The 23,281-nt window shown below is 72.9% G+C and carries 23 protein-coding genes and 2 tRNA genes; 15 read left to right on the top strand and 10 right to left on the bottom strand.

What is annotated here, in order from left to right:
• Positions 1-8: 8 nt before the first annotated feature.
• The gene (locus MUK52_RS10455; protein ID WP_114054068.1) at positions 9-764 is read left to right on the top strand and encodes an AIM24 family protein; all 756 of its coding nucleotides are present in this window, start codon (positions 9-11) and stop codon (positions 762-764) included.
• Positions 765-863: 99 nt separating this feature from the next.
• Here MUK52_RS10455 and MUK52_RS10450 read toward each other — a convergent pair whose 3' ends face one another.
• On the bottom strand, positions 864-1,400 hold the full coding sequence (locus tag MUK52_RS10450) for an NUDIX hydrolase (RefSeq protein ID WP_114054069.1): 537 nt from the start codon (positions 1,398-1,400) through the stop codon (positions 864-866).
• Complete coding sequence (locus MUK52_RS10445; protein ID WP_284575707.1) at positions 1,397-2,893, bottom strand: zinc-dependent metalloprotease; 1,497 nt, start codon at positions 2,891-2,893, stop codon at positions 1,397-1,399. Before MUK52_RS10445 ends, MUK52_RS10450 begins: the two co-directional genes overlap by 4 nt.
• A gap of 194 nt (positions 2,894-3,087) precedes the next feature.
• Between MUK52_RS10445 and MUK52_RS10440 the strand changes: the two genes are divergently transcribed.
• From MUK52_RS10440 to MUK52_RS10425, 4 genes are all read left to right on the top strand, one after another.
• A complete protein-coding gene (locus MUK52_RS10440; protein ID WP_114054071.1) occupies positions 3,088-4,251 on the top strand; it encodes an SDR family oxidoreductase in 1,164 nt (387 codons plus the stop codon).
• A gap of 141 nt (positions 4,252-4,392) precedes the next feature.
• A complete protein-coding gene (locus MUK52_RS10435; RefSeq protein WP_114054072.1) occupies positions 4,393-4,854 on the top strand; it encodes a molybdenum cofactor biosynthesis protein MoaE in 462 nt (153 codons plus the stop codon).
• A 171-nt stretch (positions 4,855-5,025) separates the two neighbouring features.
• On the top strand, positions 5,026-5,223 hold the full coding sequence (locus MUK52_RS10430; RefSeq protein WP_114054073.1) for a hypothetical protein: 198 nt from the start codon (positions 5,026-5,028) through the stop codon (positions 5,221-5,223).
• A gap of 96 nt (positions 5,224-5,319) precedes the next feature.
• The gene (locus MUK52_RS10425) at positions 5,320-6,405 is read left to right on the top strand and encodes a YlbL family protein (RefSeq protein ID WP_114054074.1); all 1,086 of its coding nucleotides are present in this window, start codon (positions 5,320-5,322) and stop codon (positions 6,403-6,405) included.
• A gap of 204 nt (positions 6,406-6,609) precedes the next feature.
• Here the strand turns inward: MUK52_RS10425 and MUK52_RS10420 are convergent, their stop codons facing one another.
• Positions 6,610-7,179, bottom strand: coding sequence for a PPA1309 family protein (locus MUK52_RS10420; RefSeq protein ID WP_284575706.1), 570 nt, complete (start codon positions 7,177-7,179; stop codon positions 6,610-6,612).
• Positions 7,180-7,319: 140 nt separating this feature from the next.
• On the opposite strand from MUK52_RS10420, the gene MUK52_RS10415 reads away from it, so the two are divergent.
• The 4 genes from MUK52_RS10415 to MUK52_RS10400 all read left to right on the top strand — a co-directional run bounded on the left by MUK52_RS10415 (position 7,320) and on the right by MUK52_RS10400 (position 12,547).
• Positions 7,320-10,199: a UPF0182 family membrane protein gene (locus tag MUK52_RS10415; protein ID WP_284581688.1), complete on the top strand. Its 2,880-nt coding sequence runs from the start codon at positions 7,320-7,322 to the stop codon at positions 10,197-10,199.
• A 47-nt stretch (positions 10,200-10,246) separates the two neighbouring features.
• Positions 10,247-10,320 (top strand) — tRNA-Met (locus MUK52_RS10410).
• Positions 10,321-10,532: 212 nt separating this feature from the next.
• Positions 10,533-12,380, top strand: a complete 1,848-nt coding sequence (locus MUK52_RS10405) for an SEL1-like repeat protein (RefSeq protein WP_472912464.1) — start codon at positions 10,533-10,535, stop codon at positions 12,378-12,380.
• Between the two features lie 93 nt (positions 12,381-12,473).
• A tRNA-Met gene (locus tag MUK52_RS10400) sits at positions 12,474-12,547 on the top strand.
• A gap of 190 nt (positions 12,548-12,737) precedes the next feature.
• On the opposite strand, the gene MUK52_RS10395 is transcribed toward MUK52_RS10400, so the two are convergent.
• Complete coding sequence (locus MUK52_RS10395; RefSeq protein WP_114054078.1) at positions 12,738-13,154, bottom strand: Fur family transcriptional regulator; 417 nt, start codon at positions 13,152-13,154, stop codon at positions 12,738-12,740.
• 134 nt (positions 13,155-13,288) lie between these two features.
• Here MUK52_RS10395 and MUK52_RS10390 point away from each other — a divergent pair, with 134 nt between their 5' ends.
• Positions 13,289-14,758: a catalase gene (locus MUK52_RS10390; RefSeq protein WP_284575704.1), complete on the top strand. Its 1,470-nt coding sequence runs from the start codon at positions 13,289-13,291 to the stop codon at positions 14,756-14,758.
• Between the two features lie 102 nt (positions 14,759-14,860).
• Here MUK52_RS10390 and MUK52_RS10385 read toward each other — a convergent pair whose 3' ends face one another.
• Complete coding sequence (locus tag MUK52_RS10385; RefSeq protein ID WP_114054080.1) at positions 14,861-15,259, bottom strand: CBS domain-containing protein; 399 nt, start codon at positions 15,257-15,259, stop codon at positions 14,861-14,863.
• A gap of 150 nt (positions 15,260-15,409) precedes the next feature.
• Positions 15,410-16,216, bottom strand: a complete 807-nt coding sequence (gene hisN, locus MUK52_RS10380; protein WP_114054081.1) for a histidinol-phosphatase — start codon at positions 16,214-16,216, stop codon at positions 15,410-15,412.
• Positions 16,217-16,342: 126 nt separating this feature from the next.
• On the opposite strand from hisN, the gene MUK52_RS10375 reads away from it, so the two are divergent.
• Positions 16,343-16,918 carry a TetR/AcrR family transcriptional regulator gene (locus MUK52_RS10375; RefSeq protein WP_114054082.1) on the top strand — a complete coding sequence of 192 codons (576 nt, stop codon included), beginning with the start codon at positions 16,343-16,345 and terminating at the stop codon, positions 16,916-16,918.
• Here MUK52_RS10375 and MUK52_RS10370 read toward each other — a convergent pair.
• The 4 genes from MUK52_RS10370 to MUK52_RS10355 all read right to left on the bottom strand — a co-directional run bounded on the left by MUK52_RS10370 (position 16,884) and on the right by MUK52_RS10355 (position 20,456).
• The gene (locus MUK52_RS10370; protein ID WP_114054083.1) at positions 16,884-17,207 is read right to left on the bottom strand and encodes a DMT family transporter; all 324 of its coding nucleotides are present in this window, start codon (positions 17,205-17,207) and stop codon (positions 16,884-16,886) included. The two genes, MUK52_RS10375 and MUK52_RS10370, sit on opposite strands and share 35 nt — an antisense overlap.
• A 112-nt stretch (positions 17,208-17,319) precedes the next feature.
• Positions 17,320-18,330, bottom strand: coding sequence for a ribosome small subunit-dependent GTPase A (gene rsgA, locus MUK52_RS10365; protein WP_114054084.1), 1,011 nt, complete (start codon positions 18,328-18,330; stop codon positions 17,320-17,322).
• Between the two features lie 9 nt (positions 18,331-18,339).
• Positions 18,340-19,677 carry a 3-phosphoshikimate 1-carboxyvinyltransferase gene (aroA, locus tag MUK52_RS10360; protein ID WP_114058460.1) on the bottom strand — a complete coding sequence of 446 codons (1,338 nt, stop codon included), beginning with the start codon at positions 19,675-19,677 and terminating at the stop codon, positions 18,340-18,342.
• Between the two features lie 65 nt (positions 19,678-19,742).
• Positions 19,743-20,456, bottom strand: a complete 714-nt coding sequence (locus MUK52_RS10355; RefSeq protein ID WP_114054085.1) for a M50 family metallopeptidase — start codon at positions 20,454-20,456, stop codon at positions 19,743-19,745.
• Positions 20,457-20,509: 53 nt separating this feature from the next.
• Between MUK52_RS10355 and MUK52_RS10350 the strand changes: the two genes are divergently transcribed.
• The 4 genes from MUK52_RS10350 (at position 20,510) to rsrA (ending at position 23,223) form a co-directional block, all read left to right on the top strand.
• Positions 20,510-21,328 carry an SOS response-associated peptidase gene (locus tag MUK52_RS10350; RefSeq protein ID WP_114054086.1) on the top strand — a complete coding sequence of 273 codons (819 nt, stop codon included), beginning with the start codon at positions 20,510-20,512 and terminating at the stop codon, positions 21,326-21,328.
• A 17-nt stretch (positions 21,329-21,345) separates the two neighbouring features.
• Positions 21,346-22,014, top strand: a complete 669-nt coding sequence (locus tag MUK52_RS10345) for an alpha/beta hydrolase family protein (RefSeq protein ID WP_284575703.1) — start codon at positions 21,346-21,348, stop codon at positions 22,012-22,014.
• 265 nt (positions 22,015-22,279) lie between these two features.
• The gene (locus MUK52_RS10340; RefSeq protein WP_174250349.1) at positions 22,280-22,924 is read left to right on the top strand and encodes a sigma-70 family RNA polymerase sigma factor; all 645 of its coding nucleotides are present in this window, start codon (positions 22,280-22,282) and stop codon (positions 22,922-22,924) included.
• On the top strand, positions 22,921-23,223 hold the full coding sequence (gene rsrA, locus MUK52_RS10335; protein ID WP_114054089.1) for a mycothiol system anti-sigma-R factor: 303 nt from the start codon (positions 22,921-22,923) through the stop codon (positions 23,221-23,223). The genes MUK52_RS10340 and rsrA overlap by 4 nt, the downstream gene beginning before the upstream one ends.
• The last annotated feature ends 58 nt before the right edge of the window (positions 23,224-23,281 follow it).

The raw sequence follows: 23,281 nt of genomic DNA, 5'->3' as shown, positions 1-23,281 counted from the left end.
ACACCACCATGCAGAGCTCACTTTTCGCACACGCCGAGCAGCAGTCCCCGGACCGCTACGCCGTCCAGAACCCGCAGCTGCTGCGGGTCTCCCTGACCGGCACCGACGACGTCCTGGCCCGCAAGGGCGCCATGGTCGCCTACCAGGGCCTGATCGACTTCGACGGCGAGTACCAGAGCGGCAGCCAGCGCAGCGCCCGCCGCAACACCGGCGAGGGCCTCGACCTGATGCGCTGCTCCGGCCAGGGCACCGTCTACCTGGCGAACCTGGCCCAGTACGTCCACGTCGTCGACGTCGACCACGAGGGCCTCACCGTCGACAGCAGCTACGTCCTCGCACTGGACTCCGCCCTGCACACCGAGGTCATCGCGGTGGACAGCCAGTACGGCATCTCCGGCTCCGGCAAGTACCAGCTGAACATCTCGGGCCGCGGCAAGGTCGCCCTGATGACCTCCGGGCAGCCGCTGATGCTCCAGGTCACGCCCGAGAAGTACGTCAACGCCGACGCCGACGCCGTCGTCGCCTGGTCCACCTCGCTGCGCGTGCAGATGCAGGCCCAGACCCACTCCAGCGGGGTGTGGCGCCGCCGCGGCAGCACCGGCGAGGGCTGGGAGCTCAGCTTCCTCGGCACCGGCTTCGCCCTGGTGCAGCCCAGCGAGGTGCTGCCCCCGCAGAACGCCCAGCTCGGACAGGGCGTCGCCGCACAGTTCGGCGTGGGCCAGCACGGGGCGCGCGGCCAGAACCAGAACAACGCCTGGAACTGACCGCGACGGCCCGACGGCCGCACCTGCGGCCCCGAGTACGGCGCGAGGGGCGGCCCGCACACCGCGGGCCGCCCCTCGCCTGCCTTCACATCCGGCCGGTCAGAGCCGTGCCAGCGTCGCCTCCACCAGCCGCACGACCGAGGTGTCGGCCACGGCGCCGACCTCCGCGTACGGGAACCAGCGCAGGTCGAGCGACTCGTCGCTGATCTCCGCCTCGACACCGGCCGGCGCGAGCGCCGCGTACTGCACGTCCAGGTGCCAGTTGCACGGCGCCGGGATCGGGTGCCGGTCGAGCCGCACCGGCCCGCCCGGCAGCAGCGCCAGGCCGGAGCCGATGCCGGACTCCTCGACGGCCTCGCGCAGCGCGGCCGCCTCCAGCGTCGCGTCGCCCGGCTCGCAGTGGCCGCCCATCTGCAGCCACATGCCGAGCTTGCGGTGCAGGGTCAGCAGCACCCGGCCGCGCGACGGGTCGACCACCAGCGCGCTGCCGGTGACGTGCCCCGCCCGGCACGGCTTGTACATCCCGTCCGGGTGCGCGGCGAGGTGCTCCAGGTAGACGTCGCGCAGGGCGCGCTGCTCCCCGTCGACGCCCTCGTACCCCTTGAGGGTCAGGACCGCGTCCTCGTGGAGGCTCACTTCGCTCCTTCGCCCTCGCCGCCGTCCTCGCCTTCCCGGCCGTCCGGGCCATCCGGGCCGTTCTGCCCGCCCTGCCCGCCCTGCCCGTCCTTGGCGTCCTGCCCGCCCTTGCCGTCCCGGCCGCGCCGCTCTGCGGCCTCGCCGAGCATCTTGTCGAGCTCGGAGAAGTCCAGGTGCTCGCGGTGCACGAAGCCGTCCGGGTCGTCGAGGTCGGTGGCCGTGGGCAGCATGTCCGGGTGCTCCCACAGGCCGTCGCGGCCGTCGACGCCGCGGGCGTCCGTCAGCGAGGCCCACAGCCGGGAGGCGTCCCGCAGCCGGCGCGGCCGCAGCTCCAGCCCGATCAGCGTCGCGAAGGTCTGCTCCGCGGGGCCGCCCGAGGCGCGGCGGCGGCGCATGGTCTCGCGCATGGCGTCCGCCGAGGAGAGGCGGGGCTTGGCCGCCGCGTGGACAACGGCGTCCACCCAGCCCTCGACCAGCGCGAGCGCCGTTTCCAGGCGGGCCAGCGCGGCCTTCTGCTCGGGGGTGTCCTGGGGCTGGAACATGCCGCCCTGGAGCGCCTCCTGCAGCTGCTCCGGGTTGGTCGGGTCGATCTGCCCGACGACGTCCTCCAGCTTGGAGGTGTCGACCTTGATCCCGCGGGCGTACCCCTCGACCGCGCCGAACAGGTGCGAGCGCAGCCACGGCACGTGCGCGAAGAGCCTGGCGTGCGCCGCCTCACGCAGTGCGAGGTACAGCCGCACCTCCTCCGACGGGACGCCGAGGTCCTTGCCGAACCCCTCGATGTTCAGCGGCAGCAGGGCCGCCTTCCCCGCCGGGCCCAGCGGCAGCCCGATGTCGGTGGAGCCGACGACCTCGCCGGCGAGGACGCCCACGGCCTGGCCGATCTGCTGCCCGAACATGGCCCCGCCCATGGAGCGCATCATGCCGAGCAGCGGGCCCGCCATGGCCTGCATCTCCTCCGGCAGGACACCGCCCATGGCCGCACCGACCCGCTCGGCGACGGGGTCGACGAGCTCCTTCCACACCGGCAGGGTCGCCTCGACCCACTCGGCGCGGCTCCACGCCACGGCCGTCGTGGCGCCGGAGGGCAGCGAGGTCACGTCGTCCAGCCAGTGGTCGGCGAGGCGCACGGCCTCCTCCACGGCGGAGCGCTCCGCGATGCCGACGCTGGTGTCCTTCACGCCGTCCGGGGTGCCCTGCGCGACGGTCCGGCGGGCGACGTCCTTGGCCATGTCCCAGTTGACGGGGCCGCCCTCGTAGCTGAGCATCTGGCCCAGCTGCTGGAAGGCCGCGCCGAGGTCGGCCGGGTTCATCGCGCCGAACATGGCCGCGAACGGGTTGTCCCCGGCGCCCGGGCCGCCCGGACCGCCGGGCAGGCCGAAGCCGCCGAACCCGAACGGATTCGGGCCGCCCTGCCCGCCCTTCTTCTTGCCCTCGTCGCCGTTCTCCGGCTCCTCCGGCGGAAGGCCGAATCCGAATGGGGTGTCGCTCACGGGTTTCCTCGGCTCGTAGGGCCGCCGGCGGGAGCCGGCGGGCAAGTGGTCCGACAACACCAACCAGCGTAGACACCACTCCCGGTTCCGGGCTCGGTGCTCCGCCGACTCCTGGGCTGCGGCAGGATGGACATCACCTGGTGGGTACGCGTCACGGGCGCGTCCCTACTGAAGACAACCGCTGGAGACGCCTGGTGAGTTCCCCAGATCCGCAGGTTCACGAGCCCGACGACGCCGAGAACCGCCCCGAGCACGGTGACAGCGCCCACGGCGTTCGCCAGCCGCGAAACCACGCGGGCCCCCGCCGGAACAGCCCGGTGATCGCCGTGACCGGCGCCGCCTCCGGCGTCGGCGCCGCCCTGGTCCGCCGCCTCGCCGCCTCCGACGAGGTCAAGCAGGTCGTCGCCATCGACGAGCGGCGCGGCGACTGCGCCGCCGCCCAGTGGCACGTCCTCGACGTCCGCGACCCCGCCATCGCCGAGAAGCTGCGCGGCAGCGACGTCGTCGTCCACCTCGCCCTCGACCTCGACCTGGAGACGGACCCCGCGGCCCGCACCGCGTACAACGTCCGGGGGACCCAGACCGTCCTGACCGCGGCCGCCGCGGCCGGCGTCCACCGGGTCGTCCTCTGTACCTCCGCCATGGTCTACGGAGCCCTGCCCGACAACGACCTCCCCCTCTCGGAGGACTCCGAGCTGCGGGCCACCGCCGAGGCCACCGGCGTCGGCGACCTGCTGGAGATCGAGCGGCTGGGCCGCCGCGCGCCGCGCGCCCACCCGGGCCTCAACGTGACCGTCGTCCGCCCCGCCGTCCTCGTCGGCGGCACCGACACCGCCCTGACCCGCTACTTCGAGTCCCCGCGCCTCCTCGTCGTGGCCGGATCCCGCCCGACCTGGCAGTTCTGCCACGTCGAGGACCTCGTCAGCGCCCTGGAGTACGCGGCGCTGGAGAAGGTCGAGGGCGAGCTCGCCGTCGGCTGCGAGGGCTGGCTGGAGCAGGACGAGGTCGAGGAGCTGAGCGGCATCCGCCGCATGGAGCTGCCCTCGGCGGTCGCGCTCGGCGCGGCGGCCCGGCTGCACCGGATCGGCCTGACGCCGTCCCCGGCCGGCGACCTCGCCTACACCATGCACCCCTGGGTGGTCAGCGTCAGCCGGCTGCACGCCGCCGGCTGGCGGCCGCGCTGGACCAACGAGGAGGTGCTGGCCGAACTCCTCCAGGAGGTCGCGGGCCGGCACACGGTCGCGGGCCGGCGGCTCGGCCGCAAGGACGCCACCGCCGCGGGCGCCGCGGGCGCGACGGTGGCGCTGCTCGGCGCGGCCGCGGTCGTCCGCCGGGCGCGCCGCCGCCGCGGCATCTGACGGACGTCCTGCCGCACCCCGTCCGGCCCGCCCCCGCGGGCCGGCCGCGGCCGGCCCTGTAGGAGGCTCCATACGCCGGGCCGGCACAGCCGGTCGAAACGGCTATACCGCGCGGTGGGAGCGGTGGTGCACGATGGCCCCATGGCACCGCACTTCGACCACCCCGGCGAGCAGGCCGCCCAGGACCCGATCCGGCTGCTCGCGATCCGCGACACCCCCCTCTCCGTCGACGAGGTCTTCCGGGCCGTCGGCGACGACGAGACCGGCGGCACGACGCTCTTCGTCGGCACGGTGCGCAACCACGACGGGGGCGCGGACGTCGAATCGCTCGGCTACTCCTGCCACCCCTCGGCCGAGGCGGAGATGCGCCGCATCGCCGAGCGCGTCGCCGCCAAGTACCCGGTGCGGGCGCTGGCAGCCGTCCACCGCGTCGGCGACCTGTCCGTCGGCGACCTGGCGGTCGTCGTCGCCGTGTCGTGCCCGCACCGCGGCGAGGCCTTCGAGGCCTGCCGGATGCTGATCGACGACCTCAAGCACGAGGTGCCGATCTGGAAGCACCAGCGCTTCTCCGACGGCACCGAGGAGTGGGTCGGGGCCTGCTGAGCCGGCCCCCGCACGCCGGGGGGACCCCGCCCGCGGCGCCGGCCGGACGAGGCGGTACTGTCCCACCCGTTCGGCCGCGCAACACGCCCTCGATTTGCGTAACCCCCCCTTGGGCAGGAGCGTTGAAGCCACCAACGACACGCACATTCCCAGGGGCAGGGAGGCACGTCCATGGCGTCACTGGCGTGGTTGCTGATTCCGCTGTTCGCCGCGATCGGCGCGGCGATATGGGGCAGCTGGGCGGCCCGCGACCGCACCCAAGGCGACATATCCGAACTTGCCGGCTACGCCCGCTTCCGCGAGGCGATGGACCGGCCCGACGGCGCCCGGGCCGGGGCGGCGGCGCACTCCGCGACCGACTCCGCCTGAGCCCCCGCCGGCACCGCCCGCCGCACCCCGCGCACACCGGCCGGGGCGAACGGCCCGGGCGGCCGCCGCACAGGACCGTCCCGTACTGTCGATTGCATGCCACGCCGCACAGCGACGATGCTCGCCGCCACCCTCATGCTGTTCGCGCTGCTCTGCGCCGGGGTGTTCGTCAAGGTTCCGTACTCGGAGATGAGCCCCGGTCCGACCGTGAACACGCTGGGCGAGTCGCGCGGCGCGCCCGTCATCAGCATCGGCGACCGCACGACGTACCCGACGACGGGCCACCTCAACATGACGACCGTCCGGGTCACCGGCGCGGACTACGACATGAACCTGCTCGAAGCGGTGCACGGCTGGCTCTCCGGCGACAACATCGTCGTCCCGCACGAGAACCTCTACCCGAACGGGAAGACCGAGGAGCAGTCCACCCAGGAGAACGCCGAGGAGTTCAGCCAGTCGCAGGAGAGCGCGAAGGTCGCCGCGCTGAAGCAGCTCGGCATCTCCGTCCCCACCCGCGTCGTGGTCTCCTCCGTCGTCAAGGGCAGCCCCTCCGAGGGCCGGCTGCACGCCGGGGACGAGGTCAAGACGGTCGACGGCACCCCGGTCACCGCCCCGGCGGACGTCGCCAAGCTCGTCACCAGGCACAAGGCCGGCGAGCCCGTCGAGTTCGCGGTCGTACCCGCCGCCGAGGCCGAAGAGGCCCGGAAGGCGGGCCGCGCGCCCGCGACCCGGAAGGTCGGGATCACGACGGCGAAGGCCGAGGGCGACGGGCACGCCATCGTCGGCATCCGGGCCGGCACCGCGCACACCTTCCCGTTCCCGATCGACATCAAGCTCGCCGACGTCGGCGGCCCGAGCGCGGGCCTCATGTTCGCCCTCGGCATCGTCGACAAGCTGACGCCCGGCGACCTCACCGGCGGCCGCTTCGTCGCGGGCACCGGCACCATCGACGACGCCGGCAAGGTCGGGCCCATCGGCGGCATCCAGATGAAGACGATCGGCGCCCGCAAGGCAGGCGCCCGCTACTTCCTGACCCCCGCGGACAACTGCGCCTCGGCGGCGGCCAACGTCCCCGACGGCCTGACCCTCGTCAAGGTCTCCGCCATCGGGGACGCCGTGCAGTCCCTGGAGAAGATCGCCAAGGGGGACACGGCCGGCGTGCCGCAGTGCGGCGACTCCTGACCGGCGCCCCGCAGGCGGCGCCGAGGGGGCGGTACAGGCCCAGGGCCTGTATTGAGTTGCCCCGCGGCGTCGCGACGCCCGGCACGCACCCTCGGCGCACGAGCCGAATGTCCTAGTAGCTCCGCTACGAGGACATTCGTCCCGCACACCGAGGGCACGCACCGAACGCCGCTCCTTGCTCCACGGGGCAACTCAATACAGGCCCTAGGAGAACGTCGCGGCGAGCGCCTCCGCCAGCCCCGGCACCAGGCTCGCGCCCGTGAGCACCTCGGTCGGGGAGTCCTTCTCGCGCAGCCGGACCGCCGACTCGCGCGAGCCGTCGCGCAGCACGGCCACGGTCAGGCGGACCTCCTGGCGCTCCGGGTGCGCGGCGACCCACTTCGCGAGCTGCTTGTCGCTCAGCCCCTGCGGTACGGACGCCTCCGCGGACGGGGGCAGCATCAGCCGCTCCACGGTCAGGGCGCAGCCGACGACGGCATCGGGCCAGGCGATGGTGCCGAGGAACTTGTCCAGGGGCATCCCGGCGGGCAGCTCGTCCTGCTCGACGGGGGTCAGCGAGGTCCGGCCGGCGTCGTCCGCGTCGACTCCGAGCTGGTGGGCGAGGCGCGGCTCCTGCCGGCGCAGCCGGGCGGTGTCGACCAGGGCGAACAGCCGGGCGGGCCGGTCCCAGCCCAGTCCGGCCGCGTACTCGTCGATCTCGAGGCAGGCGCGGGTGAGCGGGCTGGCCGCCATCGGCGTGCCGGGGGAGGGGGAAACGTTGGACATGGACAACATCCTGCCTCCTTTCCGGCGCATACCGGGAACTGACGGAAGCCTCCGTAAGTTGCAGGAGTGGGCTTTACCATCAAGGGCCCAGGTAAAGAAACGTCCAGTAACGAGACCCAGCTTTCGAGGTGCCCACCTTGGCTTTCCAGATGCCGGACCGCGGCTCAGGCCCTTCGGGGCCACGGATGAGAGTCGGCCGCCCGTCCAGGCGCGCCCGCACTCTTCTGATGACCTTGGGCGTGCTGGCCGTCCTCGGCATGGCCTTCATCATGTTCGCGGGCTTCTGGACGGACTGGCTCTGGTTCCGCTCCGTGAAGTACTCGAGCGTGTTCACCACCACCCTGTGGACCAGGATCGGCCTGTTCGCGGTCTTCGGCCTGCTGATGGCAGGGGCGGTCGGCTTCAACATCTGGCTGGCCCACCGGCTGCGGCCGCCGCTGAGCGCGATGTCGGTGGAGCAGCAGAGCCTCGACCGCTACCGGATGAGCGTCGCGCCGTACAAGAAGTGGCTGCTCCTGGGCATCTCCGCGCTCGTTGGCATGATCGCCGGCGCCTCCGCGGCGGGCCAGTGGAAGACGTGGCTCATGTACGTGAACGGGGTGCCCTTCGGCAAGAAGGACCCCCAGTTCGGGCTGGACGTCTCCTTCTACGCCTTCGACCTGCCCTGGTACCGCTTCCTCCTCGGCTTCGGCTTCGCCGCGGCCGTGCTCTCGGTGATCGCCGCCGTCGTCGTGCACTACCTGTACGGCGGCCTGCGCGTGACCAGCCCCGGCGCCCGCGCCACGGCCGCCGCCACGGGGCACCTGTCGGTGCTGCTGGGCCTCTTCGTCACGCTGAAGGCGGTCGCGTACTGGCTCGACCGGTACGGCCTGGCCGTGAAGTCCAGTGACTTCAAGGCCGCGGACAACTGGACCGGCCTGCGCTACGTCGACGCCAACGCCTACCTGCCGGCGAAGACGATCCTCGTCGCGATCGCCGCGATCTGCGCGGTGCTGTTCTTCGCGACGCTGTGGCGCCGCACCTGGCAGCTGCCCGTGATCGGCTTCGGCCTGATGGTGCTCTCCGCGATCCTGATCGGCGGGCTGTACCCGGCCATCGTGCAGAAGTTCCAGGTCCAGCCGAACGAGCAGGCCAAGGAGTCCCCGTACGTCCAGAAGAACATCCAGGCCACGCGGGACGCCTACGGCATCGACAAGTCCGACGTCACGGACTACCCGGACAGCGAGCAGGAGCAGGACAAGGCCAAGCTGCGCCAGGAGGCCGCCACCACGGCGAGCATCCGCCTGCTCGACCCGAACATCGTCTCCCCGGCCTTCCAGCAGCTCCAGCAGGTCAAGGGCTACTACGCCTTCCCGTCGACGCTGGCCGTCGACCGCTACAACGGCCAGGACACGGTCATCGGCCTGCGCGAGCTGAACATCGGCGGCATCCCGAAGAACAACTGGATCAACGACCACTTCAAGTACACGCACGGGTACGGCGTGGTCGCGGCCAAGGGCACCACGGTCGGCGACCAGGGCGCCCCGGACTTCACCCAGTCCGACCTGCCCTCCCGCGGCCAGTTCGGGACGGACTTCGAGCAGCGGATCTACTACGGCGAGCGGACGACGCAGTACTCGATCGTCGGCGGGCCGCAGAAGGAGCTCGACTACTCGGACGACAGGGGCGAGAAGGAGACGAGCTACGAGGGCAAGTCGGGCGTCAACCTCGACAACCCGGTCAACCGCGCCGCGTACGCCCTCGCCTTCAGCGAGCCGCAGATCCTGTACTCCGGTGCCATCGGCGACGGCTCGCGGATCCTCTACAACCGCACCCCGAAGGAGCGGATCGAGGCCGTCGCCCCGTGGCTGACGATCGACGGCGCCCCCTACCCGGCGGTGATCGACGGCCGGATCAAGTGGATCGTCGACGCGTACACGACGACCAACGGCTACCCGTACGCCTCGCGCACCACGCTGGGCCAGAGCACCGCGGACTCGCTGACCAACAGCCAGCGCGCGGTGGTGGCGCAGGAGAACCAGGTCAACTACATCCGCAACTCGGTCAAGGCCACCGTCGACGCCTACGACGGCGCCGTCAGCCTCTACCAGTGGGACACCCAGGACCCGGTCCTGAAGACCTGGATGAAGGCCTTCCCCGGCACGGTCAAGCCGAAGTCCGAGATCTCCAAGCCGCTCATGGACCACCTGCGCTACCCGCAGGACCTCTTCAAGGTCCAGCGCGAGCTGCTCACCCGCTACCACGTCACCGACCCGCAGACCTTCCTCAGCGGCAGTGAGGCCTGGGCCGTCCCGGACGACCCGACCAACAAGGCCGGCACGGCGGTTCCGCCGTACTACCTGTCGCTGAAGACGCCGGGCCAGGCGGAGAAGGACCAGGTCTTCTCGCTCACGACGACGTTCACGCCGAACGAGCGGGACAACCTGAGCGCGTTCATGTCGGTCAACGCCGACCCGGGCTCCAAGGACTACGGCAAGATCCGCATCCTGAAGATGCCGACGAGCAAGCCGGTCGACGGCCCGAAGCAGGTGCAGAGCAAGTTCCAGTCGGAGCCGAAGATCGCCGAGTCGATCCGGCTGCTGCGCGGCGGCGACTCCGAGGTGGAGTACGGCAACCTCCTCGCCGTCCCGATCGAGGGCAAGATGCTCTACGTGGAGCCCGTGTACGTGCGCAGCTCCGGCCTGAAGTACCCGCTGCTGCGCAAGGTGCTGGTGACGTACGGCACGCAGACGGCCTTCGAGGACACCCTCGACAAGGCGCTGAACGTGGTCTTCGGGGCGGAGGCGCCGACGACGCCGGTGCCGCCGAACCAGCCGGGTGACGGGACGGCGCAGCAGCCTCCGGCCCCGCAGGACCCGACGGTCAAGGCCGCCCTCTCCGACGCCCAGAAGGCGATCGAGGAGGCGGACAAGGCGATGAAGGCCGGAGACTGGGCGGCCTACGGCAAGGCCCAGGCCGACCTGCAGGCGGCGCTGAAGCGGGCGATCGACGCGGAGGCGAAGACGGCGGCCCCCAAGCCGGCCGGCTGAACGCGGTAATGGCTCGGTCCCGTGTCGTGATACTGTGGTGTCACCGACGCGGGGTGGAGCAGCTCGGTAGCTCGCTGGGCTCATAACCCAGAGGTCGCAGGTTCAAATCCTGTCCCCGCTACTGAAAACGAAGGCCCGGATCCCATGGGATCCGGGCCTTCGTCATGTCCGGAATCGACGCGTGGGGGCATGAGGTAGCTGAGACGGGTGAGTTGACGTGGGAGCGTGTTTGACTTGTCTCTCTGTGGGCATGTCGACAAAACGCTGTAGTGACCTCACAGGCTGCGACATACCAGGTGTACGCGGGTAGCAGGTGATGCGACGATGGGATATATGGGGGACAGGTCAACTCTGCTGGAGACAGGGCGGTTTGTGAGGTCGGCCGAAACCGGATCGGGTGCAGCAGTCAAAGAGGAGGCTCGGGCCGTTAACGCGCAGACCGCCCCGACCGATGCGGGCTTCGCGGAAGAAGTCCTCGCCGAGGCCGACGGGGCGAGCGACGCCGAACTGGAGGCGCGCCACCGCGTGGCGGCCGACCGAGGCGACCCCGGAGCGATGAGCGTGCTCGGAGCCCTGCTGCTGCGCCGCGGCGACCTGGACGGGGCCGAGCCCTACCTGCGCGGCGCGACGGCGGAGGGGGACCGCGCCGCCGCCAACAACCTGGGCGTCCTGCTGCTCCAGCGCGGCTACCCCGAGGAGGCCGCCGGCTGGTGGCGCGTCGCGGCCGTCGCAGGCTCCGCGCCCGCCGCGCACGCCCTGGGCCGCCACTTCCGCGAGCGCGGCGACGAGCCCGCCGCCGAGTACTGGCTCCGCCAGGCGGCGGAATCCGGCCATGCCCTCGGTGCGTACGGGCTCGCCGAGCTCCTGGAGCACCGCGGCGACAGGGGCGTCGAGCGGTGGCTGCGGCAGGCCGCCGAGCAGGGACACCGCGAGGCCGCCTACCGCCTGGCCCGCCACCTGCGCAAGGGCGACCCCGCCGAAGCCGAGCAGTGGTACCGGCAGGCCGCCGCCCGCGGGCACCGGCGCGCCGCCCTGCACCTGGGAGCCCTGCTGGAAGCCCGCGGCGAGCTCAAGGAGGCCGGGCGCTGGTACCTGACCTCCGCCAAGCAGGGCGAGGCCCGCGCCGCCTGCGCCCTGGGCTTCCTGCTGCGCGACGCGGGCGACGAGGAGGGCGCCGTCTCCTGGTGGAAGCGGGCCGCCCAGGACGGCGACGGCAACGCCGCCAACGCGCTCGGCGCCCTGCACGCCGCCCGCGGGGAGACCGAGACCGCGGAGAAGTGGTACCGCATCGCCATGGACGCGGGCGACCAGAACGGGGCGTACAACCTTGCTTTGCTGTGCGCGGCACAGGACCGCACCGCGCAGGCCGAGCAGTGGTACCGCCGGGCCGCCTACGCGGGGCACCGCGAGGCGGCCAACGCGCTCGCGATCATGCTGCTCCAGGTCGGCGACGCCGCGGGGGCCGAGCCGTGGTTCTCCAAGGCCGCCGAGGCGGGCAGCGTCGACGCCGCCTTCAACCTGGGGATCCTCTACGCCGGCCGCGACGACGACCGGACCGCGCTGAAGTGGTACGAGCGGGCGGCCGCCGCCGGCCACACCGACGCCGCGCTCCAGGTCGGCATCGCGCTCGTCCGCGACGGCGAGGAGCGCGCGGCCGAACGGCACCTGCGGTGCGCGGCCGGCGGCGGCAGCGCCGAAGCCGCGTTCCGGCTGGCCGCGCTGCTGGAGTCGCTGGCCCCGCCTCCGGAGCCGCCGGCCCTGGGGGAGCCGGTCGGCGCCGCGCGCACCGAGAGCGAGGAGTGGTACGAGCGCGCCGCCGAGCTCGGGCACCGGCGCGCCCAGGTCCGGGTCGGCATGCTGGCGGCGGCCCGCGGGGACACGGCGGTCGCGGCCCGCTGGTACCGGGAGGCGGCGGAGGCCGGCTCCCGCAACGGCGCGTTCAACCTCGGGCTGCTGCTGGCCCGGGAGGGTGACGAGCCGGAGGCGGCCCTGTGGTGGACCCGCGCCGCCGTCGCCGGCCACGGCCGGGCCGCGCTGCGCCTGGCCCTGCTCGCCGCCCGCCACGGCGACCTCGCGGAGGGGCAGAAGTGGTGCCTGCGCGCCATGGAGCTCGGGCCGGCCGAGGTCGCCGAGCGGGCCGCCCGGCTGCGCGACGCGCTGGCCGAGGAGCTGTCCGCCTGACCCCCGCCGCGCGCGCCCGCAGCCGTGCGGCCGGTGCGGCACCCAATGGATTTGCATCTGCGGCGATCCCTCGCGTACGGTGGGGTCTACCGACGCGGGGTGGAGCAGCTCGGTAGCTCGCTGGGCTCATAACCCAGAGGTCGCAGGTTCAAATCCTGTCCCCGCTACTAGACGAAGGCCCGGATCCTCTGGATCCGGGCCTTCGGCGTTCCCACGGTCGGGCGCATCGCAACCGCAAGCCCGCCGCCGCGGCCCCGCCCGCCGCGCACATGCGCACATGCCGGAGGGCCGGCGGCGGTTGTCCGCCCCCGGCCCTCCTCGTGTTCCTTCGCTCTCCCTGCGGCCGCGGCCGCGCGGCTACACGCCCGCGCAGTCCGGGCAGAGGCCGCGGTAGGTCACCTCGACCGCCGACACGGTGAAGCCGAAGCGCTCCGCGTCCGGCAGGTCGGCCAGCGGGTTGCCCGAGGGGTGCACGTCCCGGATCGCCCCGCACTGCGCGCACACGAGGTGCTGGTGGGGCCGGTGGGCGTTCGGGTCGTACCGCTTGGCCCGGCGGTCCGTGGACACCTCCAGGACCTCGCCGAGGGTCACGAGCTCGCCGAGGGTGTTGTAGACGGTCGCGCGGGAGATCTCGGGCAGCTTGTCCACGGCGCGGGCGTGCACCTCGTCGGCCGTGAGGTGCACGTGGTCGCCGTCGAGCACCTCCGCCACCACGCGCCGCTGTGCGGTCATGCGCCATCCGCGTGCGCGAAGTCGTTCCAGCAGGTCACTCATGCACACCAGCCTAACAGTGAGGGGACCGGGTGTAAGTCCCGATCCCGTGTGGACTTGGATCTCTGCTTGACTTGGACAAAGTCCATCGTAGGATCGTGTGTAAGACGAACGCACCACGGACAGGACATGGCGCGATGACGCAGGAGGCGCACGTGACGCAGGGACCGCTCACCACGGAGGCCGGGGCTCCGGTCGCGGACAACCAGAACAGCGAGACCGCGGGCCTCGGCGGGCCGGTCCTCGTCCAGGACCAGCTGCTGCTGGAGAAGCTCGCCCACTTCAACCGCGAGCGCATACCGGAGCGCGTCGTCCACGCCCGCGGGGCCGGCGCGTACGGCACCTTCACCGTCACCCGCGACGTCACGCAGTGGACCCGGGCGAAGTTCCTGTCGGAGGTCGGCAAGCAGACCGAGACCTTCCTGCGCTTCTCCACCGTCGCCGGCAACCTCGGCGCCGCCGACGCCGTCCGCGACCCGCGCGGCTGGGCGCTGAAGTTCTACACCGAAGAGGGCAACTACGACCTCGTCGGCAACAACACCCCGGTGTTCTTCATCAAGGACGCCATCAAGTTCCCGGACTTCATCCACACCCAGAAGCGCGACCCGTACACCGGCTCCACCGAGGCCGACAACGTCTGGGACTTCTGGAGCCTGTCGCCCGAGTCCACCCACCAGGTCACCTGGCTGTTCGGCGACCGCGGCATCCCCGCCTCGTACCGCCACATGAACGGCTACGGCTCGCACACCTACCAGTGGAACAACGAGGCCGGCGAGGTCTTCTGGGTCAAGTACCACTTCAAGACCGACCAGGGCATCCGGAGCCTCACCCAGGCCGAGGCCGACAGGCTCGCCGGCGAGGACCCCGACAGCCACCAGCGCGACCTGCGCCAGGCCATCGAGCGGGGCGACTTCCCGACCTGGACCGTGCAGGTGCAGATCATGCCCGCGGCCGACGCGGCGGCGTACCGCTTCAACCCGTTCGACCTCACCAAGGTGTGGCCGCACGAGGACTACCCGCCGATCGAGATCGGCCGGCTGGAGCTCAACCGCAACCCCGAGAACATCTTCGCCGAGGTCGAGCAGGCGATCTTCTCCCCGGCCCACTTCGTGCCCGGCATCGGCCCGTCCCCCGACAAGATGCTCCAGGGCCGCCTCTTCGCCTACGGCGACGCCCACCGCTACCGGGTCGGCATCAACGCCGACCACCTGCCGGTGAACCGCCCGCACGCGACCGTGGCGCGCACCAACTCCCGCGACGGGATCCTCTACGACGGCCGCCACGGCGGTGCGAAGAACTACGAGCCGAACAGCTTCGGCGGCCCGCACCAGACCGACCGCCCGCTGTGGCAGCCGGTCCCGGTCGCCGGCGCCACCGGCAACCACGCCGCCCCGGTGCACGCCGAGGACAACGACTTCGTCCAGGCCGGCGCCCTCTACCGCCTCATGTCCGAGGACGAGAAGGCCCGCCTCGTGGAGAACCTCGCCGGCTTCATCGCCAAGGTCTCCCGCGACGACATCGTCGAGCGGGCGATCGGCAACTTCCGCCAGGCCGACGGCGACTTCGGCAAGCGGCTGGACGCCGCGGTCCAGGCCCTGCGCGGCTGACGAGCCGCTGCCGTGGCGCGCGACGGGCCGGCAGCCCCTCGGGGGCTCGCCGGCCCGTCGCCGTTCTGCCGTTCTGCCGTTCCCGCGCCTGTCCCCGGGCCGCTAGGCCGGTACGGCGGCGCCGCGCCGGGCCGGCACCCAGCAGCGGATGATGTCGCGGACGGACACGATGCCCACTGGCCCGCCGTCCTCCAGCACGATCAGGTGCCGGAAGCCGCCGTGGGCCATCGCCTCGGCGGCTTCCACGAGGGGCGCCTCGGGGGTGCAGAACACGACGTTGTTCGTGGTGTGCGCACCTACGGACTCGCGGTCGGGGTCGTGCCCCGCGCCTATGGAGTTGAGGACGTCCCGTTCGGTCAGGATGCCGATGCCGCTGTGCTCGGGGTCGAGGACGACGGCTGCGCCGACCCGGCGGCCGGACATCAGGCAGGCCGCCTGGCGCAGGGTGTGGGTGGGGCCGAGGGTGAGGATCACGGTGCTCATGGCGTCACGGACGAGCATGAAGAGGCCACCTCCTGGATGAAGTCCTCCGCCCGCACTTCGAGAAGGCATTCACAAGCGCACAAGGGGAGGAGTTTCAGACTCCCACGCGCGCCGGGGGCCAACAAGAGGGCGTGCACCCGGTTCCCGGTATGCGGCCCGCGTGCGCCGTCAGGCGCGGGGGCGCAGGTATCCGAGCATCTCCTCGTGCAGCAGCCCGTTCGACGCCGCCGCGTTGCCGCCGTGTACGCCGTCCACCCCGTCCAGGCTGGTGAACCGGCCGCCCGCCTCCTGCACCACGGCCGCGATCGCCGCCATGTCCCAAAGACTCAGCTCCGGCTCCGCGCACAGGTCCAGCGACCCCTCCGCGACCATCATGTACGGCCAGAAGTCGCCGTACCCGCGGGTGCGCCAGCACTGCCGGCTCAGCTCCAGGAACCCCTCCAGCCGGCCCTGCTCCTCCCACCCGCCCAGCGAGGAGTACGCGAACGACGCGTCCCGCAGGGAGCCCACCCGCGAGACCCCGATCCGCTGCGGCTCGCCGCCCAGCGCCCCGCCGGCGTACGCGCCCGAGCCCTCGGCCGCCCACCAGCGCCGGCCCAGGGCGGGCGCCGAGACCACGCCGACCACGGGCCGGAACCCGCCGTCGGCGCCCTCCTCCATCAGCGAGACGAGCGTCGCCCACACCGGGACCCCGCGCACGTAGTTCTTCGTCCCGTCGATCGGGTCGACCACCCACCGGCGGGGGCCGCTGCCCTTCAGCCCGTACTCCTCGCCCAGGATCGCGTCCTCGGGCCGCGCGGCCTCGATGCCGGCCCGGACCGCCTCCTCCGCCGCCCGGTCCGCCTCGGTCACCGGCGTCATGTCCGGCTTCGTCTCCACCTGGAGGTCGAGGGCACGGAACCGCTGCATGGTCACGGCGTCCGCGGCGTCGGCGAGTTCGAGGGCGAGGCGCAGGTCATCGTCATAAGAGGGCATGTCCGGCACTTTATCGGGACGGCCGGGGCCCGGCGAGGGGTGTCCGCGGTGCGGGCTCCGGGGCGCCCTTGACAGGATCTGTCGGCCCGTCAACTCTGGCGGTCAGTCAAGCAGGGAGGGGCACAGATGCCGACAGCCCGGGAGTCCTTGCTGGAGGCGGCGGGAGCGGCGCTCTCGGCGCGCCCCTGGCCCTCCGTGCGGATGGTCGACGTGGCGGCCGCCGCCGGGGTGTCGCGGCAGACCCTCTACAACGAGTTCGGGGGCAAGGCGGGCCTCGGCCGCGCCCTCGTACGCCGCGAGGCCGACTGGTACCTCGACGGCGTCGACCGGGTCCTGCGCGCCCCCGCCGCCGGGAGCGGCGACCGCCTCGCCTCCCTCGCCGAGTGGACCGTGCGGGCCGCCGCGGCCCGGCCCCTCGTACGCGCCCTGCTGACCGGGCACTGGGACGGCAACCTCCCGGCCCCGCCCGGCCGCGGGGCGCGGCCCGGAGTACCCGCGCCCGGTCCGGGGGAGCTGGCCGGTGCGGTGCGCGACCGGGCCGCCGAGGTGCTCGCCGCGCCCGACGCCGCGCACCGGTGCGAGCTCGCCGTGCGCCTCGCGCTGTCGTACGTGGTCGCGCCCGCGCGCGAGAGCGGGCTGGGGGAGCTGCTCGGGCTGCTGCGGCTGCTCAGTGGGCCGACCCGGACAGCTGGAGTCCGATGACGCCGAGGATGACCAGCGAAATCGAGACGATCTTGAGGGTGGAGACCAGGTCGCCGAGGAACACCATGCCGTAGACGGCCGTGCCCGCCGCCCCGATGCCCGTCCACACCGCGTACGCCGGGCCCACGTCCAGCTTCTTCAGGGCCATCGTCAGGAGCCCGAAGCTGCCGACCGCGAAGGCGGCGAAGGCGATCGTCGGCCACAGCCGGGTGAACCCGTGCGACAGCTTCAGGCAGACCGCGAAACCGGTCTCCAACAGTCCGGCGACGACGACCAGCAGCCACGCCATGGCGAATGCCTCCCCGCCTCAAGGTGACATCGCGTCACTCGGTGCGCTTATGCATTCACCGGACGGCGGCCGCGGCAAACCCCGGCGGATCCCGCCGAACCCCGCCGGACGATCAGTCCCCTTCGCGGCGCTCGCGGGTGCGCAGCAGCCGGCGCAGCGAATCCAGCCGCGCCGGATCGGCGTGCCCCTCCTCCACCCACGCGTCCAGCGCGCAGTCCTGCTCGTCGTGGCTGCACGCCCGCGGGCAGTCCTCGGTGCCGGGCACCAGGTCGGGGAAGGCGAGGATCACCCGCGACGGGTCCACGTGGTGCAGGCCGAACGAGCGCACGCCCGGGGTGTCGATGACCCAGCCGTCACCCGACGGCAGCGGCAGCGCCAGCGCCGAGGTGGTGGTGTGCCGGCCGCGGCCCGTCACCGCGTTGACGTGGCCCGTGGCACGCTGGCGGCCCTCGCCGACCAGCGAGTTCACCAGAGTCGTCTTGCCGACGCCCGAGTGCCCCACGAAGGCGGTGATCCGGCCCGCCAGCCGCTCGCGCACCCGCTCGGCGGCCTCGCCAACAGCCAGCTCCTCGCGGTTGGTCACCACGTACGCCAGGCCGAACGAGGCGTACACCTCAAGGAGCTTGTCCGGGGACGTCAGATCGGACTTGGTCAGCACCAGCAGCGGCTCCAGTCCCGCGTCGTACGCGGCCACCAGGCAGCGGTCGATCATCCGCGGCCGCGGCTCGGGGTCCGCCAGCGCCGTGACGATCGCCAGCTGGTCGGCGTTGGCGACGACCACCCGCTCGTACGGGTCGTCGTCGTCCGCGGTGCGCCGCAGCACCGACCTGCGCTCCTCGATCCGCACGATCCGCGCGAGGGTGTCCTTCCCGCCCGACAGGTCGCCGACGAGCCACACCCGGTCGCCGACCACGGCCGCCTTGCGGCCCAGCTCGCGGGCCTTCATCGCGACGACCGTGCGGTCCTCCACCAGGCAGGTCAGCCGGCCGCGGTCGACGGTGAGGACGAAGCCCTCGGCCGCGTCCTCGTGCTTGGGCCGCTTGCTGGTCCGGGGCCGGTTGCCCTTCGGGTTGGGCCGCGCCCGGATGTCGTCCTCGTCGGTGTGCTTGCCGTACCTGCGCATGACCGGGCCCTACGCTCCCGCTCCCGCGAGCATGTCCGTCCACATCCTGGGGAAGTCGGGCAGGGTCTTCGCGGTCGTCGCCACGTTCTCGATCTGCACGCCCTCGACGGCCAGGCCGATCACCGCGCCCGCGGTGGCCATCCGGTGGTCGTCGTAGGTGCGGAACACCCCGCCGTGCAGCGGCCGCGGACGGATGTGCAGTCCGTCGGCGGTCTCGGTGACGTCGCCGCCGAGACCGTTGATCTCCGCGGTCAGCGCCGCCAGCCGGTCCGTCTCGTGCAGCCGCAGGTGCGCCACCCCGCGCAGCGTGGACGGCGAGTCGGCCAGCGCCGCCACGGCCGCGATGCCCGGGGTCAGCTCGCCGACCTCGCCGAGGTCCACGTCGATGCCGTGGATCTTGCCGCTGCCGGTGAAGACCAGGCCCGCGTCGGTCACCTCGCAGGAACCGCCCATTTCGGTGAAGATGCGGCGCAGCTCGTCACCGGGCTGGGTGGTGCGGCGCGGCCAGTCGGGGATGGTGACCGTGCCGCCGGTGATCAGGGCCGCGGCGAGGAACGGCTGCGCGTTCGACAGGTCCGGCTCCACCACCAGGTCGCGGCCGAGCAGCGCGCCCGGCGAGACCCGCCACACGTTCTTCTCGCCGCCCGCCTCCGGGGTGTCGACCTGGGCGCCCGCCGCGCGCAGCATCTCCACCGTCATCCGGATGTGCGGCATCGACGGCAGGGTCGCGCCGGTGTGCCGCACCTCCACGCCCTGGTTGAAGCGGGGCGCCGACAGCAGCAGCGCGGAGACGAACTGCGAGGAGTTGCTCGCGTCCAGCTCGATCGGGCCGCCCTCCAGGGCGCCGCCGCCGTGGACGGTCATGGGCAGCGCGCCGCGGCCGCCGTCGTCGATACGGGCGCCCAGGCCGCGCAGGGCGTTGATGACCTGGCCGAGGGGGCGCTCGTAGGAGCGCGGGTCGCCGTCGAAGCGGATGTCGCCGGAGGCGAGCGTCGCGACGGGCGGCAGGAACCGCATGACAGTGCCCGCGTTGCCGACGTCCACGGAGGCCGGGCCGTGCAGGGCCGCGGGGATGATCCGCCAGGCCTCGCCGCCGGCGGCGTCGCCGGAGCTGGAGGAGGCGGTCTCCTCGATGCCGACGCCCATGGCGCGCAGCGCGTCCGCCATGAGCTGCGAGTCGCGCGAGCGCAGCGGGCGGCGCACCCAGCCGGGCTCGGCGGCGAGCGCGGCCAGCACCAGGGCGCGGTTGGTGACCGACTTCGACCCGGGCACGGTGACGGTGGCGTGGACGGTCCCGTCTGCGTGCGGGGCAGGCCAGAGGGCGGGAGGCGCGGGGGTGTCGGTCATGGCCACCACTTTAGTGGCTCCCCGAAGGGCCCGATCGTGTTCGAGCCTCGCCCCGGGGCGCGGTCTCAGAGGTTGAGAAGCCAGCGCCCGCCGCCGATGAGCGAGCACAGCGCCACCGCGTGGAAGAGGAACAGCCACAGCACCGCAGGGGTGTGCGTCAGGCGCCCCAGCTGGTCCGCGTCCGAATCGGGCGCCCCGCCGTGCCGGCGCTTGGCGCCCAGCTCGAAGACCGGCCGGACCCCGCCCAGCAGCAGGAACCAGACGGCCGCGTAGGCGAACGCCGCCTGCACCTGCGCCGGGGCCAGCCAGGAGACCAGGACGAACGTTCCGCCGGTGAGCACCATCGTCAGCGCCCCGTACGCGTTGCGGATCATCAGGAGCATCGCCAGCAGCAGGGCCGTCGCCGCCCACAGCAGGAGCGTGATCCGGTGCGCGGACAGCAGCGCCGCCCCGCCGAGGCCGAGCAGGGACGGCGCGGTGTAGCCGGCGGCCGCCGTGAGGATCATGCCGGGGCCGGTCGGCTTGCCGCGGCTGACGGTGACCCCGCTGGTGTCCGAGTGCAGCCGTATCCCGTCCAGGCGGCGGCCCGTCAGCAGGGCCAGCAGCCCGTGGCCGCCCTCGTGCGCGATGGTGACCGCGTTGCGGGACACCCGCCACACGGGCCCGGGCGTGACCAGCACCAGCGCGGCCAGGCCCGTCGCGATCACCAGCCACGTGGCCGGCGCCTCCTGTATTCCGGTGAGCCGGTCCCACAGGCCGGCGGTCGTGCTGCTGTCCATGGGGTGGCGGGCTCCTTGCGGTGGTGGTCGGGTGACATGGCAGTGTGGCAGCCATGTGCGGACGGTATGCAGCGAGTCGCAGCCCCGAGGAGCTGGCGGAACTCTTCGGCGTCGAGCGCTGGGAGCCCGAGGAGGCCCTGGCACCCGACTGGAACGTGGCACCCACCAAGCAGGTCCGCATCGTCCTCGACCGCCCCCTGAAGGACGCCGCCGGCCCGCGTCCGGTTCGCCAGCTGCGCGTCGTGAAGTGGGGGCTCGTGCCCTCCTGGGCCGCGAACGCCGACGGAGCCGCCCGGATGATCAACGCCCGGGCGGAGACCCTTGCCGAGAAGCCGTCCTTCCGCCGCCCCTTCGCCCAGCGCCGCTGCATCGTCCCCGCCGACGGCTACTACGAGTGGGCCACCGGGCACGACGAGCGCCGCCTGGAGGTCGAAGGCCTCGGGAAGCGCTCCCGCAAGCAGCCCTACTTCGTCCTCCCCGCCGACGGCTCCGTCCTGGCCATGGCCGGCATCTACGAGTTCTGGCGCGACCCGGCCGTGCCCGCCGGCCGCCCCGGCGCCTGGTGGGCCACCTGCTCGGTGGTCACCACGGAGGCCGAGACCGCCCCGCTGGCCGCGGCCCCCGCCGACGGGCCGCGCTCGCTCTCCGAGATCCACCCGCGGATGCCGCTCGCGCTCACCCCCGACCGGTGGGACGCCTGGCTGGACCCGGCGAACACCGACGCGGACGGCGCGCTCCAGGAGCTCCTCGCACCCCCGCCCGCCGGGCTGATGCGCGCCTACCCGGTCTCCACCGCGGTCAGCAGCGTCCGCAACAACGGCCCCGGGCTGCTGGCCGAACTCGACGCGCCGGAAGAGGCGACCCTGTTCTGAAACGGCAGGATGGGGCCATGACCACGCGCACCCGGAGCGTCGAGACCCCCGCGGGCGAGGCCCGCATCACCTGGTACCCCGCGGCCGGCGGGGCCCGGCTCGTCCTGGCCCTCGGCCACGGTGCGGGCGGCGGCATCGAGGCCCGCGACCTGCAGGCGCTGGCCGCCGGCCTGCCCGGCCGCGGCGTCACGGTCGCCCTCGTCGAGCAGCCCTGGAGGGTCGCCGGCCGGAGGGTCGCGGCCGCTCCCAAGGTGCTCGACGAGGGCTGGCGCGGCCTGTGGCCGGCACTGGCCGAGCCCGGCCTGCCGGTCGTGGCCGGCGGGCGCAGCGCGGGCGCCCGGGTGGCCTGCCGCACCGGGGCCGGCCTCGGCGCCGCCGGGGTGCTGGCGCTGGCGTTCCCGCTGCACCCGCCGGGCCGCCCCGAGCGGTCCCGGGCCGCGGAGCTGACCGGGGCGGGCCTGCCCGTCCTGGTCGTCCAGGGAGGCCGGGACCCGTTCGGGCGGCCCGAGGAGTTCCCGCCGCCCGGCCCGCCGGCGTACGAACTGCTGGAGGCGGCCGGGGCCGACCACGGCTTCGCGGTGCCGAAGAAGGGATCCCGCACCCAGGAGGAGGCCCTGGAGGCGATCACCGAGGGCGTTGCCGACTGGCTGGACCGGCTGGTCCCGGCCGCAGCCGCCGCGACCTGACGGATTCGGCAGAGCCCGCCCGGGAGGGGAATGCGCGGCCCGGCCATGGCGTTGTCCGGATGTCGGAACGCAGGGGACCGCGTCGGAGGAGAGCAAGCGCATGACCCAGGTCATCAGCCAGAGCCGTCCGCAGGCCGAAGGGCTCGAATGGACGGTCCTGCCCGGGCCCAGGCGGGGCCCGCTCCGGGCGGCGGAGGGCCGGGATGGTCGACTATTCTCCGATTCGAGCGGGTCCGCACTCGGAGCCGCCACGCAGTCGGAGGAGGTGGGTCCTGTCGCTGGGACCGACGGAGGCCAGGCGGAGGAGACGGCCGCCGAGCGCAATGCGCGCTTCGAGCGGGACGCCCTCGGCTACCTCGACCAGATGTACTCGGCCGCGCTGCGCATGACGCGCAATCCGGCCGACGCCGAGGACCTGGTCCAGGAGACGTACGCGAAGGCGTACGCGTCCTTCCACCAGTTCCGTGAGGGCACCAACCTGAAGGCGTGGCTCTACCGCATTCTGACCAACACCTTCATCAACTCCTACCGCAAGAAGCAGCGCGAGCCGCAGCGCAGTGCGGCGGAGGAGATCGAGGACTGGCAGCTGGCGCGCGCCGAGTCGCACATGTCCACGGGCCTGAGGTCGGCCGAGTCGCAGGCACTCGACCACCTGCCCGACTCGGACGTGAAGGAGGCGCTCCAGGCCATTCCGGAGGAGTTCCGCATCGCGGTCTACCTTGCCGACGTGGAGGGCTTTGCGTACAAGGAGATCGCGGACATCATGGGTACACCCATCGGTACGGTCATGTCCCGGCTGCACCGTGGCCGCCGTCAACTCCGCGGAATGCTGGAGGACTACGCCCGCGAGCGCGGGCTGGTCCCCGCCGGCGCGGGAGAGTCGAACGACCTGAAAGGCTCGGGCTCATGAGCTGCGGAGAGCCGCACGAGACGGAGTGCTCCGAGGTCCTGGACCACCTGTACGAGTTCCTGGACCACGAGATGCCCGACAGCGACTGCACGAAGTTCGAGACGCATTTCGGCGAGTGCAATCCCTGTCTGGAGAAGTACGGCCTGGAAAAGGCCGTGAAGAAGCTGGTGAAGCGGTGCTGCGGCTCGGACGACGTGCCGAGCGACCTGCGCGCCAAGGTGATGGGGCGGATCGACCTGATCCGCTCCGGGCAGGCGGTGCCCGAGCACGACGTGACCGCCGATCCCGCCGCCGGCTGACCGCGCCGCGGGCGGCCCCGCCGCCCCGTTCACCCGAAGGCGCCAATCCGCGGGCGTT

It is taken from the genome of Streptomyces sp. 2P-4 (genome assembly GCF_030167965.1).
Taxonomy (GTDB): Bacteria; Actinomycetota; Actinomycetes; order Streptomycetales; family Streptomycetaceae; genus Streptomyces; species Streptomyces globosus_A.
The sequence above is the reverse complement of the archived record's forward strand: the minus strand, read 5'-3'. Positions and strand labels throughout refer to the sequence as shown.

Bases quoted from the DNA above. Each gene is read 5' to 3' on its own strand.
- MUK52_RS10385 (WP_114054080.1), bottom strand. From the start codon at position 15,259: ATGCTCGTCCGTGACGCCATGAGCACCGTGATCCTCACCCTCGGCCCC.
- rsgA (WP_114054084.1), bottom strand. From the start codon at position 18,330: ATGCGCAGGTACGGCAAGCACACCGACGAGGACGACATCCGGGCGCGG.
- aroA (WP_114058460.1), bottom strand. From the start codon at position 19,677: ATGACCGACACCCCCGCGCCTCCCGCCCTCTGGCCTGCCCCGCACGCA.
- MUK52_RS10345 (WP_284575703.1), top strand. From the start codon at position 21,346: ATGACCACGCGCACCCGGAGCGTCGAGACCCCCGCGGGCGAGGCCCGC.
- MUK52_RS10390 (WP_284575704.1), top strand. From the start codon at position 13,289: ATGACGCAGGAGGCGCACGTGACGCAGGGACCGCTCACCACGGAGGCC.
- MUK52_RS10415 (WP_284581688.1), top strand. From the start codon at position 7,320: ATGCCGGACCGCGGCTCAGGCCCTTCGGGGCCACGGATGAGAGTCGGC.
- MUK52_RS10370 (WP_114054083.1), bottom strand. From the start codon at position 17,207: ATGGCGTGGCTGCTGGTCGTCGTCGCCGGACTGTTGGAGACCGGTTTC.
- MUK52_RS10350 (WP_114054086.1), top strand. From the start codon at position 20,510: ATGTGCGGACGGTATGCAGCGAGTCGCAGCCCCGAGGAGCTGGCGGAA.
- MUK52_RS10355 (WP_114054085.1), bottom strand. From the start codon at position 20,456: ATGGACAGCAGCACGACCGCCGGCCTGTGGGACCGGCTCACCGGAATA.
- MUK52_RS10405 (WP_472912464.1), top strand. From the start codon at position 10,533: ATGGGGGACAGGTCAACTCTGCTGGAGACAGGGCGGTTTGTGAGGTCG.
- hisN (WP_114054081.1), bottom strand. From the start codon at position 16,216: ATGCCCTCTTATGACGATGACCTGCGCCTCGCCCTCGAACTCGCCGAC.
- rsrA (WP_114054089.1), top strand. From the start codon at position 22,921: ATGAGCTGCGGAGAGCCGCACGAGACGGAGTGCTCCGAGGTCCTGGAC.
- MUK52_RS10425 (WP_114054074.1), top strand. From the start codon at position 5,320: ATGCCACGCCGCACAGCGACGATGCTCGCCGCCACCCTCATGCTGTTC.
- MUK52_RS10435 (WP_114054072.1), top strand. From the start codon at position 4,393: ATGGCACCGCACTTCGACCACCCCGGCGAGCAGGCCGCCCAGGACCCG.
- MUK52_RS10420 (WP_284575706.1), bottom strand. From the start codon at position 7,179: ATGTTGTCCATGTCCAACGTTTCCCCCTCCCCCGGCACGCCGATGGCG.
- MUK52_RS10375 (WP_114054082.1), top strand. From the start codon at position 16,343: ATGCCGACAGCCCGGGAGTCCTTGCTGGAGGCGGCGGGAGCGGCGCTC.
- MUK52_RS10455 (WP_114054068.1), top strand. From the start codon at position 9: ATGCAGAGCTCACTTTTCGCACACGCCGAGCAGCAGTCCCCGGACCGC.
- MUK52_RS10430 (WP_114054073.1), top strand. From the start codon at position 5,026: ATGGCGTCACTGGCGTGGTTGCTGATTCCGCTGTTCGCCGCGATCGGC.
- MUK52_RS10395 (WP_114054078.1), bottom strand. From the start codon at position 13,154: ATGAGTGACCTGCTGGAACGACTTCGCGCACGCGGATGGCGCATGACC.